Here is a 17,507-nt window from a genome sequence, read left to right as displayed (position 1 = left end):
GGGTTGCTTTGGGGAACGATCATGGCCAGCGACAAACTATCGACTTATCGATCGAAGCGCGATTTCCAAAAAACGGCCGAGCCGAGCGGTGAAAAACGCCTCGCGCGCAGCAACCGTCGTCGCTTCGTCATCCAGAAACATGACGCTACCCGATTGCACTACGATCTGAGACTCGAGCTGGACGGCGTCTTCAAGTCCTGGGCTGTCACGAAAGGGCCATCCCTCGACCCGCACGACAAGCGGCTGGCCGTCGAGGTGGAGGATCACCCGCTGGACTACGGTGATTTCGAAGGCACAATTCCGAAAGGCCAGTACGGCGGCGGCACGGTCATGCTCTGGGATCGGGGCTATTGGGAACCGGAAGGAAAGAAGAGCCCGGAGCAGGCGCTGGCAAAAGGCGATTTCAAGTTTACGCTGGAGGGCAAACGCCTGCACGGCAGCTTCGTGCTGGTGCGGATGCGCAACGATCGCGACCGTGGCAAGCGCACCAACTGGCTGCTGATCAAACACCACGACGAGTTTTCGGTCGAGGAGAATGGCGAAGCGATCCTCGAGGAAAACGACACCTCGGTTGCCTCCGGCCGAACCATGGAAATGATTGCCGCCGGCAAAGGACGAAAGCCCAAGCCTTTCATGGTCGAGGATGGCGACGTTCAGGCTGATGCCGTCTGGGACAGCAATCACGGACTGGCTGCCGAAGAACGAAAAGAGGACGCCGGAGGCGGTCGGAAATCGAAACCGGCCACAAAAGTCGATCTGCCGGATTTCATCGCACCGCAGCTCTGCCAGACCCTGGAACGTCCACCGGCTGGCACCGGCTGGATTCACGAGATCAAGTTCGACGGCTACCGGATCCAGATGCGAGTGTTGGATGGCGAGGCGACGCTGAAGACCAGGAAAGGGCTTGACTGGACGGCCAAATATCCCGAGATCGCCGAGGCGGCATCGACATTGCCCGATGCGATCATCGACGGCGAGATCTGCGCCCTCGACGATAGTGGCGCTCCGGAGTTCGCGGCTCTGCAGGCCGCCCTTTCGGAAGGCAAGACCAGCGAGCTCGTCTATTTCGCCTTCGATCTCCTCTATGAGGGAGGCGAGGACTTGCGATCTCTGCCGCTCGTCGAGCGCAAGGCGCGGCTTCAAAGCCTTCTGTCCGACGCCGGCAGCGATCCGCGCATCCGTTTCGTCGAGCATTTCGAGACCGGCGGTGATGCAGTTCTCCGGTCTGCCTGCAAGCTCTCGCTGGAAGGCATCGTCTCGAAAGAGGCGGATGCACCTTATCAATCCGGCCGCACGGAAAGCTGGGCCAAGTCGAAATGCCGCTCCGGCCACGAGGTGGTGATCGGCGCCTATGCCAAGACCAACGGGAAATTCCGATCCCTGCTGGTCGGCGTCTATCACGGCGACCACTTCGTCTATGTCGGCCGCGTCGGCACGGGATATGGCGCGAAGAAAGTGGAAACGCTGCTGCCGAAGTTGAAAGCGCTCGAGACGGCGAAATCGCCGTTCACCGGCGTCGGCGCGCCGAAGAAGGAGGCCGAGGTCACCTGGCTGAAACCCGAGCTGGTGGCGGAAATCGAATTCGCAGGCTGGACCGCCGACGGCATTGTCCGGCAGGCGGCCTTCAAGGGACTGCGGGAAGACAAGCCGGCCAAAGAAGTCAAGGCTGAACGGCCGGCGAAGCCCGCGCAAATTGACGTGCCGCAGCCGGCGGTGCAGGCGAAGGTCAAGCCCGTCCGCCGAAAAGGCGCCAAGGCCGAGGTCATGGGGGTACTGATTTCAAACCCGGACAAGCCACTATGGCCGGATGCGAATGACGGCGGACCCGTCACCAAGGAAGAGCTGGCCCGCTATTACGAAGTCGTCGGTTCCTGGCTGATCGAGCACATCAAGGGACGCCCATGTTCGGTCATCCGCGCACCCGACGGGATCGGCGGCGAGCAATTTTTCCAGCGCCATGCGATGCCCGGCACCTCCAACCTTCTCGAACTGGTCAAGGTCTTCGGTGATAAAAAGCCCTATCTGCAAATCGACCGGGTCGAAGGCTTGGCCGCCGTCGCGCAGATCGGCGCGGTCGAGCTGCACCCCTGGAATTGCGAACCGCATCAGCCGGAGGTGCCCGGGCGCCTCGTCTTCGACCTTGATCCAGGTCCGGACGTGCCATTCTCCGCGGTCGTTTCGGCAGCCCGCGAAATGCGGGACCGTCTCGACGCGCTGGGTCTGATCAGCTTTTGCAAGACGACCGGCGGCAAGGGTCTGCACGTTGTCACTCCCCTTGCGGTCAACAAGCGCAAGCCGCTTTCGTGGGCGGAAGCGAAGAGCTTCGCACACGACGTCTTCCAGCAGATGGCGCGCGACAATCCCGATCTCTATCTGATCAAGATGACGAAGAGCCTGAGGAACGGCCGGATCTTCCTCGATTATCTGCGCAACGACCGGATGGCGACGGCGGTGGCGCCTTTGTCACCGCGCGCCCGGCCGGGTGCCACCGTCTCGATGCCATTGACCTGGAACCAGGTCAAATCGGATCTGGACCCCAAGCGCTTCACCATCCGCACCGTTCCGACCCTGCTGTCAAAATCTTCCGCCTGGGAAGATTATAGTGACGGCAAGCGCTCGCTGGAACAGGCGATCAAGCGCCTCAGCAAAGTCTCCAAAGTGGCTTGAGCGTTATCGGACTACAGCCCGTCCGGCACTGTGATCAGCTGGTTTTCTCGGCGTGCTGATATTGCCATTCACAAAACTGCTCCAAATAACGGTTGGGTAAATCACGTGTCATCATGCGTTGACAATCCTCTATTGCTCAGGTCTACTGGTCCACTTACCGGACCAGTAGACCTGAGCGTGGGAAGGGGGAAAGCAATGGACGTTCGAGCGATGCTCGAAGACGACGTTGCGGCGCTCGGTGGAGCGCCGAAGAAGTCGATGAAAGACTTCGTCGTCCAGAAGATTGCGACCTTCATTGCCACCGGCATTCTCAAGGTGGGCGATCCGCTGCCGAGCGAACGTGAACTCGCCTCCGCACTCTCGGTCAGCCGCGAGACCGTCCGTGGGGCGATCCTTATCCTTTCCACGCATGGGATTCTCTCGGTTGTGCACGGAACGCGCACGGTGGTGGCATCAGAGGACGTCGGCGAATTAGCCGTCCAGGCTGCGCGGTATCGCGACATCGCGGCCTACAGTCTCGACAATGTTCATGAGGCTCGGCTTCTTATCGAAGCACAGGTCGTCAGGGCTGCGGCGCTCAAGATGGAGCCTTCAACTTTTGATTATCTCCGCAAGTCGATCGCAGCGCAGGAGGCCGCCTGTGACGATCCTGTCCGTTTTTTGATATGTGACCGGGAATTTCACACCGTTATCTACCGTTCCAGCGGCAACGCGGTGCTGGCTGATATGGCCGCCGACCTCTATTCCTATCTTCTGAGCCACCGAAGGCGCGTCGTATCGCAGCCCGGGAGTATCGCCACGAGCATCGCCGATCACCGGATGATCCTCGCCGGTTTGGAGACGCGGGACCCGGATGCCGCATGCGCGGCCTTCGCGATCCACGAAACCCTTATTTATACGACGACCAAATTACTCTTCTCGTAGTTCGCAGGGAGGCGAAACACGATGCATATTCTCATTATCGGGGCGGGAGGAATGATAGGCCGGAAGCTCGCCGCCACACTGGGGCGCAGTGGTTCCCTCGGTGATCATGCAATCACGCGCATAACGCTCGCGGATGTCGCGGCTCCGCCGGTGCCGGCCGACGCCTCCGTGCCGGTCGAAGCACTGGCTGCCGATATTTCCGAAAGCGGCGCAGCCGAAGCCCTGGCGGCTCGCCGGGCCGACGTGATCTTCCATCTCGCCGCGATCGTTTCCGGCGAAGCCGAGCGCAATTTCGAACTCGGCTATCGGGTCAATCTCGATGGCACGCGATCACTATTGGAAGCGATCCGCCGGGAAGGAAGCCGCCAGGCCTATGTTCCCCGGTTCGTATTCTCCTCGTCGATCGCGGTCTATGGCTCGCCGTTTCCGGATCCGATTCCCGACGATTACGTGCTCGCACCTCTGACCAGCTACGGAGTCCAGAAGGCGATATCCGAGCTTCTGCTTGCCGACTATTCGCGGCGCGGCTTCATCGACGGCGTCGGAATTCGGTTGCCGACCATCGTGATCCGGCCGGGTGCGCCGAATGCCGCCGCATCGGGCTTCTTTTCCGGAATCCTGCGGGAACCGCTTGCAGGCCAGCGGGCTGTTCTTCCGGTCGAGGAAACGGTCAAGCACTGGCTGGCAAGCCCCCGTTCCGCCATCAAATTCCTGATCCATGCTGCGACGCTCGACACGACGGCGCTGGGTGTCCGGCGCACGCTCACCATGCCGGGCGTCGCCGCCACCGTTGCCGACCAGATTGCCGCCTTGCGCCGTGCTGCCGGTCCCGAGGCGGCGGACCTGATCGATCGTCGCCGCGACGAGGTCATTGAAGGGATCGTCGCCGGATGGCCGAAGTCCTTTACGCCCGAACGCGCGGCGCAACTGGGTTTCGTCGCTGAAACCACGGTGGACGAGCTGATCGAGGTCTACCTCGCCGAAGACGCTCCGGGTGCGTCCGGATGAGATTGAGCTGGGCTAAAATCGCCCCATAGGAGAGTACCGCCAGGACACACCCGCATATGCGGGATTGCAGCGGCAGAAGGACTTGAGAAGATAAGGCCGCCGGCAAGATATACGAAAATACGAAGACATAGCATGTAGCGCTCGATTTCTGGGAGGAGTGGGTATGGCAGGCGTACAATTCGCGGATGTGCGGAAATCATTCGGGTCATTTCCGGTGATTAAAGGCGTGGATATCGACATTGCCGACGGGGAGTTCGTGATCCTGGTCGGCCCGTCGGGTTGTGGAAAGTCCACTCTTCTGCGAATGCTGGCGGGACTTGAGAATATTTCCGGCGGCGAGATCAAGATCGGCGGGCGCGTGGTCAACACGCTGCCGCCCAAGGACCGCGACATCGCCATGGTATTCCAGAACTATGCGCTCTATCCGCATATGACGGTACAAGAGAACATGGGTTTCTCGCTGATGCTGAACAAGGCGCCGAAGGCGGAAGCCGAGAAGCGGGTGAAATATGCCGCCGGCATCCTCGGTCTCGACAAATTGCTCGACCGTTATCCGCGCCAGCTTTCCGGCGGTCAGCGCCAGCGTGTCGCCATGGGGCGGGCGATCGTCCGCGATCCGGAAGTCTTCCTGTTCGACGAACCGCTGTCCAACCTCGATGCGAAGCTGCGCGTCGCCATGCGCGCCGAGATCAAGGAACTGCACCAGCGGCTGAAAACGACGACGGTCTACGTCACCCACGACCAGATCGAGGCCATGACCATGGCCGACAAGATCGTCGTCATGCATGACGGCGTCGTCGAGCAGATCGGCACGCCGCTCGAGCTTTACGACAAGCCGGCCAATCTCTTCGTTGGCGGGTTCATCGGCTCGCCGGCGATGAACATGATCAAGGGCAGGCTCGACCCCGAAAACCCTAAAAGTTTCAAGGCGCCGGACGGCACGGCGCTCCCGGTTTCCAATCCGCCTGCCGACGCCCTGGGTCGCGACCTCGTCTACGGGCTTCGCCCGGAATACATCCTGCTCGACGCCAATGGCCTGCCCGGTGAAATCGTGGTGATCGAGCCGACCGGCTACGAGACGCATCTTATCCTCAGGCTCGGCGGCAGCGATCTCAGCTGCGTCTTCCGTGAGCGCGTCAGCGCGCGGCCGGGCGAGACCCTGCGCGTTGCGATCGACGCCGCGCATGTTCATCTCTTCGATGCCGAGAGCGGCCGGAGATTGACCGACTGACGCCGTCCGGCGGCTGCGCGGGGCGGAGGAGCCCCCGTCACCCGCAGGCCGGCAGCACCCCGTTTCAGGGATGCAAGGACCGTCGTTCACCAAGCGGGAGGTGAATGGCGGGGAGTTCGCACCCGCTTTTTTTGAAGAGGAGGAATATCATGAGGTTTAAGAGACGTGACTTTCTTGCCGCCTCGGCTGCCGTTGCCGGCGCCGCCGGCCTCGGCATCCGGCCGACCTTCGCGCAGGCCGAACCGACCTATACACCGGAAAGCGGCGCCAGCCTGCGGCTGCTGCGCTGGACACCCTTCGTCAAGGGCGACGAGGAGGCCTGGATTGCAAACACCAAGAAGTTCACCGAAGCGACCGGCGTTGAAGTGCGCATCGACAAGGAAAGCTGGGAAGATATCCGCCCGAAGGCTGCCGTCGCGGCCAATGTCGGCTCCGGCCCGGACCTCATCATGTGCTGGTTCGACGACGCTCACCAATATCCCGACAAGCTGGTCGACCTGACCGAGCTCGCCAACTATCTCGGCAACAAATATGGTGGCTGGTATGACGGCGTGAAGGGCTATGCGGCCCGCGGCGACACGTTCATCGCCATGCCGCTGGCGGCAATCGGCAATGCGGTGGTCTATCGCGACACTCACGTGAAGGCGGCCGGCTTCAGCGAGTTCCCGAAGGATACGGCAGGCTTCCTCGAGCTTTGCAAGGCGATGAAAAGCAAGGGCACGCCCGCCGGCTTCCCGCACGGCAAGGCCGTCGGCGACGGCAACAACTACGCCCATTGGCTGCTTTGGAGCCACGGCGGCAAGATGGTCGACGAAGGCGGCAAGGTGACGATCAACAGCCCGGAAACGCTGGCCTCGATCAACTATGCCAAGGAGCTCTATGCGACCTTCATTCCAGGCACGGAAAGCTGGCAGGACGTCAACAACAACCGCGCCTTCCTCGCCGGCCAGGTTTCGCTGATCGCCAACGGCGTCTCGGTCTATTACACGGCCAAGAACGACCCGAAGCTCGCCGAGATCGCCAAGGACATCCGCACGACGAATTTCCCGGTCGGCCCGGTCGGCCAGAGCGTCGAGCTTTTCCAGACGAGCTCGCTGCTTCTCTTCAAGCACACCAAATATCCGGAAGCGGCGAAGGCCTACATCAAGTTCATGATGGAAGCCGACCAGATGAATGCCTGGATCCAGGGCTCCAGCGCCTATTGCTGCCAGCCGCTCAAGGCTTTCGCCCAGAACCCGATCTGGACCTCCGATCCGATCCACGCGCCTTATGCACGTGCCTCGGAAAGATTGCGCCCGAACGGCTATGCCGGCCCACTCGGTTATGCCTCGGCAGCGACCATGGCCGATTACGTTCTGGTCGACATGTATGCGGCCGCCGTCACCGGCCAGATGTCGCCCGAAGATGCGATGAAGGAAGCTGAACGGCGGGCAAACCGTTACTATCGCGTCTGAGCCGCGCTTCAAAACAAGCGGCATGCCGGCTTCGGCATGCCGCAAAGTCCTCTGGGAGTTCAAGTGCAATCTGGGAGATAGCAATGTCGATGGTGAATTCGGAAGATAGACGCGGGCCGATCTCTTCGCTCCTGCAGAACAACAATGTGCTCGGCTTCCTGTTCATGTTGCCGGCGGCGGTTTTCCTCGTCTGCTTTCTCACCTACCCGCTTGGGCTCGGCGTCTGGCTCGGCTTCACCGATACGAGGATCGGCCGCGACGGCATCTTCATCGGGCTGGAGAACTACCAGTTCCTGATGGACGACAGTGTCTTCTGGCTGTCAGTCTTCAACACCATTCTCTATACCTCCGTTGCCTCGGTGCTGAAATTCGCGCTCGGCCTTTGGCTGGCGATGCTGCTCAACCAGCACCTGCCGTTCAAATCCTTCTTCCGGGCCATCGTGCTGCTTCCCTGGGTGGTGCCGACGGTGCTTTCGGCGCTGGCCTTCTGGTGGATCTACGATTCGCAATTTTCGATCATTTCCTGGTCGCTGATGCAGCTCGGGCTGATCAGCGGGCCGATCAACTTCCTCGGCGACCCCATAAATGCGCGCATATCCGTCATCGTCGCCAATGTCTGGCGCGGCATTCCCTTCGTGGCGATCTCGCTGCTTGCGGGGCTGCAGACCATTCCGGCGTCGCTGCAGGAGGCCGCCTCGCTCGACGGCGCCACGAGCTGGCAGCGTTTCCGCTATGTGACGCTACCGATGCTGACGCCGATCATCGCGGTGGTGATGACCTTCTCGGTGCTCTTCACCTTCACCGATTTCCAGCTCATCTACGTGCTGACCAAGGGGGGGCCTGTCAACGCGACACATCTGATGGCGACGCTCTCCTTCCAGCGCGGCATTCCAGGCGGTCAGCTCGGCGAGGGTGCCGCCATCGCGGTCGCCATGGTGCCCTTCCTGCTCGGCGCGATCATGTTCAGCTTCTTCGGCCTGCAACGGCGCAAATGGCAACAGGGCGGCCAGGATTAAGGCCAGGGTTAGAGCCAAATTGGGGTTAGGGAGAGTGATGATGTCGATAAATTCAAACGCCGCCGATCAGGTCGTGACCGACAATGCCGAAGGCATGAGCTATCTGAACCGTCTGCCGCGGCGGATCGTGATGCTCTACCTGCCGATGGCCGTCTTCGTCGTCGTGCTGCTCTTCCCATTCTACTGGATGGCAATCACCGCCGTAAAACCGAACGAGCAACTGACCGACTACAGCAACTACAGCCCCTTCTGGGTGGTGGGACCGACGCTCGCGCACATCAAATATCTGTTCCTTGAGACATCCTACCCGGGCTGGCTGTGGAACACGATGCTGGTCGCGGTCTGCTCCACCTTCCTCTCGCTGGTAGCCTCGGTCTTCGGCGCCTATGCCATCGAGCGCGTCCGCTTCACAGGGTCGCGTTCGGTCGGCCTGGTGATCTTCCTCGCCTATCTCGTGCCGCCGTCGATCCTCTTCATCCCGCTTGCCTTCATCGTCTTCAAGCTCGGGATATACGACTCGCGGCTGGCGCTGATCTTCACCTACCCGACCTTCCTCATTCCCTTCTGCACCTGGCTGCTGATGGGCTATTTCCGCTCGATCCCATTCGAGCTGGAGGAAAGCGCGCTGGTGGACGGCGCCAACAGATGGCAGATTCTCACCAAGATCATCCTGCCGCTCGCCGTGCCGGGGCTGATTTCAGCTGGCATCTTCGCCTTCACCCTGTCCTGGAACGAATTCATCTATGCGCTGACTTTCATCCAGTCGTCGGAAAACAAAACCATCCCGGTCGGCGTGCTGACCGAACTGGTGCGCGGCGACGTCTTCGAATGGGGGGCACTGATGGCCGGCGCGCTGTTCGGCTCGCTCCCGGTGGTCATCCTCTACTCGTTCTTCGTCGACTACTACGTCTCATCGATGACCGGGGCGGTAAAGGAGTGACAGTTTACCGCGGGCACGCCCTTGCTCCTGCAGCAGTTGCGACTGCTTTACCGTGTGCAGGAGGAGTGTCAACAAAATGGGATCAGGGGCCTTCCCATCATGTATCGAAACCTTGTCTTGCCGAGATCGAATAATTGTAAATTGCCGCGTAGCTCGTCGATACGAGCAGCGGAAATGCGATGGTCTTGAGTATTTCCGGTGTGCCGGTCGCCGCATGAATTGCCACGAGAATGCTGGCTGAGCCGAGACAAGCAATGAGAGGCGGCGCCCAAAATCGCGCAGATCCGACGAAGCGCTTTGAAAGCCAGTCGATCACAGATTTCAGGAAAAGCGTCAGGCAGGCGGATATCGTACCCTGCACAAGGCCGGCATAGAGCGGCAATGGCATGGCGTGCGCGCGATTGGCGAAAACCGCCCAGCTGCCCATTGCCAAAATGGCGAAGAGAACATGGACAACGCCGCTGCGGAGAAGCCGGTGCAGCGCATTCGGCATCACAGCGACCACCCGTAGGGTATAAGATGCTGCAACAGGATCAGACCCTGCTCTTCATCGCGGCGCGCAATATATCGTTGATCCGATCCTGCCAGCCGGGGCCATCTTCCTGGAAATAGGCAAGCACATCACTGTCGATCTTGAGCGAAACAAGCTCCTTTGTATTCGGCAGCGTCGGCCGCTCAACCGCTGGCTCCGCCTTCTTCTTCGCGGGTTTGAACAACGCTTCGGCAGCATCCATTGGATTGACAGGTCTGCGGGGCGAGTTTGCCATCGTTATGACTTTCTATTGCCTGTCGGATCGACATATGAGCGGCATACGGGATCGCGGCTGCTTCGTCGACTATTTAGCTTGTTTTACGACACGGGCGGATTTAGCCGAGCTGCTCGATCGCCAGCGTGCCGGCGGCAGAAACCACTTGTCCTTGCGCTTCCGGTCTTTCGCCTCGGTGACCGCGTAAAGCCGTCGGCTATGATCGGGAATCGGCTTCACAAGGTTTGCATTGCCGGCAGGTTCTGGATGCAAGACCTGCCGACAATCTGATCGTCAATCAGCCTTTATGCGATACAGCAGCGTCATGAGCGCGAGGAAGCATCCCAAGACTCCGACCGATGCGAAGATGTAGAAGTTCCACTGTGGAGCGAGGCCCGCACCCAGAACCGCACCGCCGATAGCCGGTCCTATCATGCCGCCGATACGGCCGATGCCGAGCGAGAAGCCAAGGCCGGTTCCACGGATTTCGACCGGATAGAGGTTTCCAACGAGAACGTTGGCGAGGATCTGCGTGCCGATCGTTCCCGTACCGGCAAGTGCGACGAGACCATAAACCTGGAGGCCCTGATCCACTTGCGTCAGCAACCAGATCGAGCAGGCTCCGAGAAGAAACATCCCTGCCACGACTATTTTGACATTTCCGCGGTCGGCAATCCTTGCGCCGATCAGGAGGCCGACGGCGGCTCCGAGATTGAGCGTTACGGAGAAGAGGAGGGCAGAACCGAGGTCATAGCCCATCTTGTTCATGATGGTCGGAAGCCAGTTGACCATGCCGAATGTGAGCAGAAGCGAACAGAAGTGAATGCCCCATGCGTTCAATGTCGGCAGCAGGCGACCTTCGGAAAACAGCGACCGGATGCCCACCTGGCGTGATGCAGCAGGCCTGGCTACCGGATTGGGCAGCCCGTACTGGTTTGCAATCTGGTTGGCTTCGGTCTGGCGGTTCTTCGTTGCCAGCCATTCCGGGGACTCGGGTATGAGGCGGATGAAAAAGGGCAGAAGCAGGATCGGTGCGCCGCCGATGATCATCAATGGACGCCATCCGTATGTCTGTATCAGCAGCATTCCGAGGATACCCGAGATGATGCCGCCGGCCAGATAACCGAGAAGAGCAATCGAATAGGCCATAGCCTTCCGCTTCGGCGGAGAAAACTCGATGATCAAAGCAGTTACCGTCGGAAAAAGAGCTCCAAGGCCCAGGCCGGCGAGAAAGCGTGTTCCCTCGAAAGCGAGAAAGTTCGGCGCAAGACCGCTGCCGATCATCATCACGGAAAAGCTCAGCAGACTGCCGATGATGACCTTGCGACGACCTATCCTGTCAGCAAGTGTTCCGGCAATGAGCGCGCCCAGCAGCATACCGAACAGGGTGATGGAGGCAGCCCGTCCGACCATGCCCGGCGTCAGGCCCCAACTGGCTTCACCGAGCAATGCCGGCGCGACTGCGCCGTAAACGATCAGGTCGTAGCCGTCGAACAGGATCAGCAGACCGCAAAGGGCGATGATGATATTCGGGCTGCGAACGTGTTCCTTGATAATAGCGAGATCTTGTATGGCCAATGTTCCCTCCCCATACATTTGCGTACAGGAAGTACGCTCCTGCCAGCGGCAGGTCCGCGTCGATCCGTGTACAAATCCTCCTGGATCGTTGCCGGCGTGGTTCCTCCCAGCGCCAGACTCACCCGCAAACGGGCTATGTCAAGACAACGATGACACGCTATTAAATACTTGCGAATAAAATATTTGCAACTGCAAACTTTTCAGGTCGCAACTTTTCCCTTTCCGGACATTGCCGGCAGGTTGCTGTGCATGCGGCGCAGCGCCTTCTTCAGTGCTGCGACCTCCTCGTCCGACATGTCCTGAACCGCGGTGCGTTCAAGCTCGACGGCAAGCGGCATGAGCCTTTCCGTCAGCGCCTCACCCTGCGGGGTCAGCCTGACGATGACGATACGGCCATTATCTTCCGGACGTGTTCTCGACACCAGCTTGCGCTTGGCCAGTGTGCCGACGAGGCGCGACAGCGTCGAAATCTCGACGGAGACGACGTCGGCGAGATCCCCCAGGGTGCTCTCCCGGCGCTCCTTGAGCATGGCCAGAACCCGGTACATCGCCACGCTGAGATTGTCTTCGGCGATTCTCTGCGCGAATACCTCGGCTATCCGCACGCCGGCGCGATTGAGAAGATAGGGAACGGAATCGGTAAGTTTGTACATGTCTCTGTCTGCTGGCGGGATTTCGCTTGCTGAGGGCTCTCTCCGACATGCACCTAAATTACCGGAATGACAACACGATTGGCTTTCAGCGTCGAGAAAGGCTGAGTAAGGCAAGCATTTTCCCGCCCAAATTATAAACTTGCATTGACAATAGTTGCAAATGCAATAATCTAGATGCCGAGGAGACACGGGAGGAAATCATGTCTGCCACTGCTGCCCTCGGCATAGCGCCGGCCCCTGCACCGATCAGCGATGCGTTTCGATCGACCATGCGCCGTTTCCCGGCGACGGTGACAGTCATTTCTGCTTGTCGCAACGGTGCGGATCATGGAATGACGGCCACCGCCGTCACATCACTTTCGATGGATCCGCCATCTCTCATCATCTGCCTGAACAATCGCACCTACCTGCATGACATGCTGCTTGAGGTGCCGGAATTCGCAGTCAGCATTCTGACCGACAGGCAGGCAGCCGTATCGGAAGGTTTCAGCGGCAAGATTGCGCCTGAGCGTCGGTTCGACGCTGCCGATTGGGTTCGCCATGAGCGCGGCATGATGGTGCTGGGTACCGCTCATGCCTCGGTTGTCTGCCGCCGCATGGGCGCAGTTCCCTATGGAACGCACACGATCTTCATCGGGCAGGTGGTGGATACACGCCATTCCGAAAACACGATCGCGCTGATGTACGAGAATTCGAAATATTGCGCGCCACAGCACGCGCTTCCTGCATCCCAGAACTGAAGGTCGTTCCATGAACAATACAGCCGCCCTGTTTCCCGCCTCGGCGCGGGTCAAGACCGCGTGTCTTGCAGATCGCATCGCCCCGGTGCTGGACGAAATCCGTGCCGGCGCGCGCGATACCGAAAGATCCGGCCGTGTGCCGGCGCGCTCTATCGATCTGCTGCGCTCCGCCGGCTATTTCGATATCGTCAAACCGGCCCGTTTCGGCGGCGACGAAGGATCCTTTGCCGAGCTTGTCGATGCGAATATCGAACTGTCGTCGGCCTGCGCCTCCACCGGCTGGGTTGCAGGCCTCCTTTCCGCACATCAATGGCTCCTTGCCATGTTTGATGAAAGGGTTCAGCAGGACGTGTGGGGCAGCGATCCGGATGCGCTGCTCTGCGGTTCCTATGCGCCTGTCCGCATGGCGGAACGCGTCGAGGGTGGTTTCCGGCTATCCGGCGATTGGGCCTTTGCGAGCGGATGCGAAAATGCCCAATGGGCGCTCTGTGCGGCGATCATTCCGCCAAATGGCGAAGGGGAGCGTCCCGTGCCGGCGTTCCTTCTGGTTCCCGCCAGCGACTATACCATCGCCGAGACCTGGGACGTGGTCGGCCTCGCAGGCACTGGCTCAAAAAGCCTGATCCTCAAGGATGTCTTCGTTCCGGAATACCGCATTCTGAGCTTTCCGGATGCGACCTCCGGCAGGACGCCGGGCGGACGTGGCTACGAGGGTATCGGGCTTTTCAACATTCCGCTCCTCATGGGGGTTCCGTTCTGCCTCAGCAGCGCAGCCGTCGGTGCGGCGAAGGGCGCACTGGATAGCTATATCGATCAGATCGGGACCCGCGTGACACGTGGCGCAGTTGCCGGTGGCAACAACAAGATCGCGGAGTTTCCGACGATCCAGCTTCGCGTGGCGGAAGCCTCCGCATCGGTGGATGCCGCCCGCGAAATCATTCTGCGCGATATTGCCCGGGCGCAGCAGCTGGCCCAGGCCCGCGAGGATGGCGTCGGCGAGATCACCGAGGAAGATCGGATTCTCGCCCGTCGCAGCCAGTCCTTTGCGGTCAGCCTGGCCCTTCGGGCCGTCGAAGCCCTCAATGCATCGACAGGCGGCCTCGGCCTCCAGATGTCCAACCCCGTCCAGCGGGCATGGCGTGATGCAAATGCCGTCGGGCGTCACATTTCCATGAACTGGGATGCTGTGGGCACCATGGCCGGCCAGCAACTGCTCGGTCTTCCGCCCAAGGGACAGTTCTGATCCGCCATCCTCAGCATTTCGATTCAAGACAGGAAAGAGAACATATCGTGCAAGGCAAGATCGCACTTGAAGAACATTTCGCCATTCCCGAGACGCTGCAGGATTCTGCCGGATTCGTGCCGGGCGACTACTGGACGGAACTGTCCGCCCGTCTCCTGGATATCCAGGACAAGCGTTTGCGGCTGATGGATGCCCACGGCATCGAGAAGATGATCCTGTCGCTGAATGCCCCGGCCGTGCAGGCGATCCCGGACAAGGCAAAGGCCCTGGAGATTTCCCGACGCGCCAACGACTTTCTAGCGGAGCAATGCGTTAAGAACCCGAACCGTTTCCTGGGATTTGCAGCATTGCCCCTGCAGGATCCGGATGCCGCAGCGCAGGAATTGCAGCGCTGCGTGACGACGCTGGGTTTTGTCGGCGCGCTGGTCAACGGCTTCTCGCAGGAAGGCGACGGAACGACGCCGCTCTACTACGACCTGCCGCAATACCGTCCGTTCTGGGCCGAAGTCGAAAAACTCAACGTTCCTTTCTATCTGCATCCGCGCAACCCGCTGCCACAGGACAGCCGGATCTATGCCGGCCATTCCTGGCTGATGGGTCCGACCTGGGCGTTCGCGCAGGAGACCGCCGTTCATGCGCTGCGCCTGATGGGATCCGGCCTGTTTGACGAATATCCGGCTTTGCGCATCATCGTTGGCCACATGGGCGAGGGACTGCCATACATGATGTGGCGCATCGACAACCGGAATGCGTGGGTCAAGGTGGAAAAGAACTACCCGGCCAAACGCCCGATTGCCGATTATTTCAACGAGAATTTCTACATCACGACGTCGGGGAACTTCCGCACGCAATCGTTGATCGATGCTATGCTGGAAATCGGCGCGGACCGAATTCTTTTCTCGACAGACTGGCCATTCGAGAACGTCGACCATGCTGCAAACTGGTTCGACAGCACGACCATCTCCGAAGCCGACCGTCTGAAGATCGGCCGCACCAACGCGGTTTCACTCTTCAAACTCGATCGATAGCATGGTTGGACCTTTCAGATACACGGCCAGCGCGGCCCAGGTGATATTCGGGAGCGGCTCGTTGAACCGTCTCGCCGAGGCGATGACAGGGCAGGGCGGCAAACGCGCCCTGATCCTTTCGACCCCGCACCAGAAAGCGGAGGCTGAACGGATCGCGACAGCCCTCGGCCCGCTGGCGGCGGGACTATTCCACGATGCGACGATGCATACGCCGGTCGATGTGACCGAGCGCGCGATGACGGCATATAACGCAGCCGGCGCCGATTGCGTCGTCGCGATCGGCGGCGGATCGACGATCGGTCTTGGCAAGGCAATCGCCTATCGCAACGACGCGCTGCAAATCGTGGTGGCGACGACCTATGCGGGGTCAGAGGTTACACCGATCCTCGGCCAGACCGAGAACGGGCAGAAAACGACTGTCCGCGGGCCCGGCATCCTGCCCGAGGTAGTGATCTACGACCCTGAATTGACACTGGGCTTGCCGATCAACATCAGCGTCAGCAGCGGACTCAATGCGATGGCGCATGCGGTAGAAGGTCTCTACGCGCAGGATCGCAACCCGATTTCGTCGATGATGGCGGTCGAGGGCCTGCGGGCGCTGAAGCAGGCTTTGCCTCAAATCGTCAATGCACCCGGCGACATCGAGCCGCGAAGCGAAGCGCTTTACGGTTCCTGGCTGTGCGGCACGGTGCTCGGAGCAGTTGGAATGGCCCTGCATCACAAGCTTTGCCATACGCTGGGCGGTAGCTTCGACCTGCCGCATGCCGAAACTCACGCGGTCATTCTTCCCCATTCTGCTGCCTACAACGCCGCAGCCGCAGCGGATGCGCTAAAGCCCGCTGCCGATCTTTTCGGCGGCTCGCTGGGCAGTGGTCTTTATGATTTTGCCGCTTCGATCGGCGCGCCCCTGGCGCTGCGAGATCTCGGCATGAAGGAAGCCGATCTGGATCATGCGGCGGAACTCGCCGCCCGGAACCCCTACTGGAACCCGCGCCCGATCGAACGGGAAGCGCTCCGGGCTTTGTTGCAGAGCGCCTGGGAGGGCGCGCGGCCGCGTTGATGCTTTAGGAGGATGCCACGTGCCTGAATATTTCACCGAAAAGAGATCCGTGGAAGCCGTTAACTCGCGGATGGGGCAGGGCGTTGATCCGCGCCTGGCCGAAGTCATGGCGTCGCTTGTCAAGCACCTGCATGCCTTTGCCAAGGACATCAGCCTGACCCAGGAGGAATGGGAGCAGACCATAGGCTTCCTGACCCGTACCGGCCATCTCTGTCATGATGAGCGACAGGAGTTCATCCTGCTCAGCGATACGCTGGGTTTATCGATGCTGGTGGATGCGATCAACAACCGGCGTCCGCCAGGCGCAACGGAAAATACGGTGTTTGGACCGTTCCATGTCGAAGGGGCGCCCGTACGGCAGATGGGTGAAAACATCTCTCTCGACGGCAAGGGCGAGAGCTGTCTCTTCATCGGGCGAGTGCTGGATCTTGACGGCAATCCGATCGAGGGAGCCCGGATCGATGTATGGTCGGATAATTCCGATGGCTTCTACGACGTCCAGCAGCCGGATATCCAGCCGAGGTGGAACAACCGGGGCATTTTCATCACCAGCGCAGATGGTACCTATAGCTTCGTCGGCATAAAGCCGGTTTCCTATCCGATCCCGGATGACGGCCCGGTCGGCCAGATGTTGGCGTCCCTCGGCCGCCATCCCTACCGTCCTGCCCATACCCATTACCTGATCACGGCGTCAGGTTTTCAGAAGCTGGTAACCCACACATTTGTCGGCGACGATCCCTATCTGGAATCCGATACGGTGTTTGGAGTCAAAAACAGCCTGGTCGCGCCCTTCGAGCGTGTCGATCATCCGACGGTCTGGCGCTCCGATTTCGATTTCGTGCTGACGCCGGCGGAGAATAGACAATGATCGTCGCCCGCTACGCGGTATCCGACCCCGGCAAGGCTGCCGAACGCTCCCGATTGCTTGATGAGCACAAGGCCTATCTGCATGGCGCGGCGATCCGCATCCTGCTGTCCGGACCTTCCGCACCGCCGGCGGAGGGCAAGGGTTCCACCGCAATCGTGATGGCGCAAGTCGAAACGCTCGCCGCGTTCGAGGCGTTCAGCGCAGGAGATCCCTTCGTCCGCTCCGGCGTTTACGCGAGTGTCGATATATTCGAATGGCGGCCCAGTTTTGGGCTTCTTCTTGAGAGTCTCTGATCAGCGTTTTAGAACACGATTCGATTTTAGGCCGACTCGGCTTAAAATCATCCTGCTC

At 60.2% G+C, this 17,507-nt stretch carries 17 protein-coding genes; 13 read left to right on the top strand and 4 right to left on the bottom strand.

Annotated features, from left to right (window positions below; all coding sequences use genetic code 11):
* Positions 1-21: 21 nt before the first annotated feature.
* The 7 genes from ligD to V8P77_RS16790 all read left to right on the top strand — a co-directional run bounded on the left by ligD (position 22) and on the right by V8P77_RS16790 (position 9,240).
* A complete protein-coding gene (gene ligD, locus V8P77_RS16820) occupies positions 22-2,667 on the top strand; it encodes a DNA ligase D (RefSeq protein WP_335913457.1) in 2,646 nt (881 codons plus the stop codon).
* A 195-nt stretch (positions 2,668-2,862) separates the two neighbouring features.
* On the top strand, positions 2,863-3,591 hold the full coding sequence (locus V8P77_RS16815; protein WP_335913456.1) for a FadR/GntR family transcriptional regulator: 729 nt from the start codon (positions 2,863-2,865) through the stop codon (positions 3,589-3,591).
* Between the two features lie 21 nt (positions 3,592-3,612).
* Entirely contained in the window at positions 3,613-4,599 is a 987-nt protein-coding gene (gene denD / locus V8P77_RS16810) for a D-erythronate dehydrogenase (RefSeq protein ID WP_335913455.1), read from the top strand.
* A gap of 163 nt (positions 4,600-4,762) precedes the next feature.
* On the top strand, positions 4,763-5,830 hold the full coding sequence (locus V8P77_RS16805; RefSeq protein WP_020046985.1) for an ABC transporter ATP-binding protein: 1,068 nt from the start codon (positions 4,763-4,765) through the stop codon (positions 5,828-5,830).
* 149 nt (positions 5,831-5,979) lie between these two features.
* Positions 5,980-7,284: an ABC transporter substrate-binding protein gene (locus V8P77_RS16800; RefSeq protein WP_335913454.1), complete on the top strand. Its 1,305-nt coding sequence runs from the start codon at positions 5,980-5,982 to the stop codon at positions 7,282-7,284.
* Between the two features lie 83 nt (positions 7,285-7,367).
* Positions 7,368-8,300 (top strand): carbohydrate ABC transporter permease, encoded by a 933-nt coding sequence (locus V8P77_RS16795; protein ID WP_003550789.1) that lies wholly within the window; start codon positions 7,368-7,370, stop codon positions 8,298-8,300.
* Between the two features lie 40 nt (positions 8,301-8,340).
* On the top strand, positions 8,341-9,240 hold the full coding sequence (locus V8P77_RS16790) for a carbohydrate ABC transporter permease (protein WP_027664323.1): 900 nt from the start codon (positions 8,341-8,343) through the stop codon (positions 9,238-9,240).
* Positions 9,241-9,337: 97 nt separating this feature from the next.
* Here V8P77_RS16790 and V8P77_RS16785 read toward each other — a convergent pair whose 3' ends face one another.
* From V8P77_RS16785 to V8P77_RS16770, 4 genes are all read right to left on the bottom strand, one after another.
* On the bottom strand, positions 9,338-9,733 hold the full coding sequence (locus tag V8P77_RS16785) for a hypothetical protein (protein WP_335913453.1): 396 nt from the start codon (positions 9,731-9,733) through the stop codon (positions 9,338-9,340).
* A 40-nt stretch (positions 9,734-9,773) separates the two neighbouring features.
* Positions 9,774-10,007 carry a BrnA antitoxin family protein gene (locus V8P77_RS16780; RefSeq protein ID WP_335913452.1) on the bottom strand — a complete coding sequence of 78 codons (234 nt, stop codon included), beginning with the start codon at positions 10,005-10,007 and terminating at the stop codon, positions 9,774-9,776.
* A gap of 273 nt (positions 10,008-10,280) precedes the next feature.
* Positions 10,281-11,582 carry an MFS transporter gene (locus V8P77_RS16775; RefSeq protein WP_335913451.1) on the bottom strand — a complete coding sequence of 434 codons (1,302 nt, stop codon included), beginning with the start codon at positions 11,580-11,582 and terminating at the stop codon, positions 10,281-10,283.
* A gap of 182 nt (positions 11,583-11,764) precedes the next feature.
* Positions 11,765-12,217: a MarR family winged helix-turn-helix transcriptional regulator gene (locus V8P77_RS16770; RefSeq protein ID WP_335913450.1), complete on the bottom strand. Its 453-nt coding sequence runs from the start codon at positions 12,215-12,217 to the stop codon at positions 11,765-11,767.
* Between the two features lie 200 nt (positions 12,218-12,417).
* Here V8P77_RS16770 and V8P77_RS16765 point away from each other — a divergent pair, with 200 nt between their 5' ends.
* The 6 genes from V8P77_RS16765 to V8P77_RS16740 are packed head-to-tail and all read left to right on the top strand — an operon-like array spanning position 12,418 to position 17,449.
* Positions 12,418-12,957, top strand: a complete 540-nt coding sequence (locus V8P77_RS16765; protein ID WP_335913449.1) for a flavin reductase family protein — start codon at positions 12,418-12,420, stop codon at positions 12,955-12,957.
* 10 nt (positions 12,958-12,967) lie between these two features.
* A complete protein-coding gene (locus tag V8P77_RS16760; protein WP_335913448.1) occupies positions 12,968-14,200 on the top strand; it encodes a flavin-dependent monooxygenase in 1,233 nt (410 codons plus the stop codon).
* 47 nt (positions 14,201-14,247) lie between these two features.
* Positions 14,248-15,228, top strand: coding sequence for a gamma-resorcylate decarboxylase (tsdA, locus tag V8P77_RS16755; protein WP_335913447.1), 981 nt, complete (start codon positions 14,248-14,250; stop codon positions 15,226-15,228).
* 1 nt (position 15,229) lies between these two features.
* On the top strand, positions 15,230-16,288 hold the full coding sequence (locus V8P77_RS16750; protein WP_335913446.1) for a maleylacetate reductase: 1,059 nt from the start codon (positions 15,230-15,232) through the stop codon (positions 16,286-16,288).
* A 19-nt stretch (positions 16,289-16,307) separates the two neighbouring features.
* Positions 16,308-17,156 (top strand): dioxygenase family protein, encoded by an 849-nt coding sequence (locus tag V8P77_RS16745; protein ID WP_335913445.1) that lies wholly within the window; start codon positions 16,308-16,310, stop codon positions 17,154-17,156.
* Positions 17,153-17,449, top strand: coding sequence for a YciI family protein (locus V8P77_RS16740; protein ID WP_335913444.1), 297 nt, complete (start codon positions 17,153-17,155; stop codon positions 17,447-17,449). Before V8P77_RS16745 ends, V8P77_RS16740 begins: the two co-directional genes overlap by 4 nt.
* Positions 17,450-17,507: the final 58 nt, after the last annotated feature.

The organism is Rhizobium aouanii, from assembly GCF_037002925.1.
Classification (GTDB): Bacteria; Pseudomonadota; Alphaproteobacteria; order Rhizobiales; family Rhizobiaceae; genus Rhizobium; species Rhizobium aouanii.
The sequence above is the reverse complement of the archived record's forward strand: the minus strand, read 5'-3'. Positions and strand labels throughout refer to the sequence as shown.

Coding starts and splice junctions, on each gene's coding strand:
- V8P77_RS16800 (WP_335913454.1), top strand. CDS start 5,980: ATGAGGTTTAAGAGACGTGACTTTCTTGCCGCCTCGGCTGCCGTTGCC.
- V8P77_RS16765 (WP_335913449.1), top strand. CDS start 12,418: ATGTCTGCCACTGCTGCCCTCGGCATAGCGCCGGCCCCTGCACCGATC.
- V8P77_RS16740 (WP_335913444.1), top strand. CDS start 17,153: ATGATCGTCGCCCGCTACGCGGTATCCGACCCCGGCAAGGCTGCCGAA.
- V8P77_RS16785 (WP_335913453.1), bottom strand. CDS start 9,733: ATGCCGAATGCGCTGCACCGGCTTCTCCGCAGCGGCGTTGTCCATGTT.
- V8P77_RS16760 (WP_335913448.1), top strand. CDS start 12,968: ATGAACAATACAGCCGCCCTGTTTCCCGCCTCGGCGCGGGTCAAGACC.
- denD (WP_335913455.1), top strand. CDS start 3,613: ATGCATATTCTCATTATCGGGGCGGGAGGAATGATAGGCCGGAAGCTC.
- V8P77_RS16790 (WP_027664323.1), top strand. CDS start 8,341: ATGTCGATAAATTCAAACGCCGCCGATCAGGTCGTGACCGACAATGCC.
- ligD (WP_335913457.1), top strand. CDS start 22: ATGGCCAGCGACAAACTATCGACTTATCGATCGAAGCGCGATTTCCAA.
- V8P77_RS16770 (WP_335913450.1), bottom strand. CDS start 12,217: ATGTACAAACTTACCGATTCCGTTCCCTATCTTCTCAATCGCGCCGGC.
- V8P77_RS16795 (WP_003550789.1), top strand. CDS start 7,368: ATGTCGATGGTGAATTCGGAAGATAGACGCGGGCCGATCTCTTCGCTC.
- V8P77_RS16750 (WP_335913446.1), top strand. CDS start 15,230: ATGGTTGGACCTTTCAGATACACGGCCAGCGCGGCCCAGGTGATATTC.
- V8P77_RS16805 (WP_020046985.1), top strand. CDS start 4,763: ATGGCAGGCGTACAATTCGCGGATGTGCGGAAATCATTCGGGTCATTT.
- V8P77_RS16815 (WP_335913456.1), top strand. CDS start 2,863: ATGGACGTTCGAGCGATGCTCGAAGACGACGTTGCGGCGCTCGGTGGA.
- V8P77_RS16780 (WP_335913452.1), bottom strand. CDS start 10,007: ATGGCAAACTCGCCCCGCAGACCTGTCAATCCAATGGATGCTGCCGAA.
- V8P77_RS16775 (WP_335913451.1), bottom strand. CDS start 11,582: ATGTATGGGGAGGGAACATTGGCCATACAAGATCTCGCTATTATCAAG.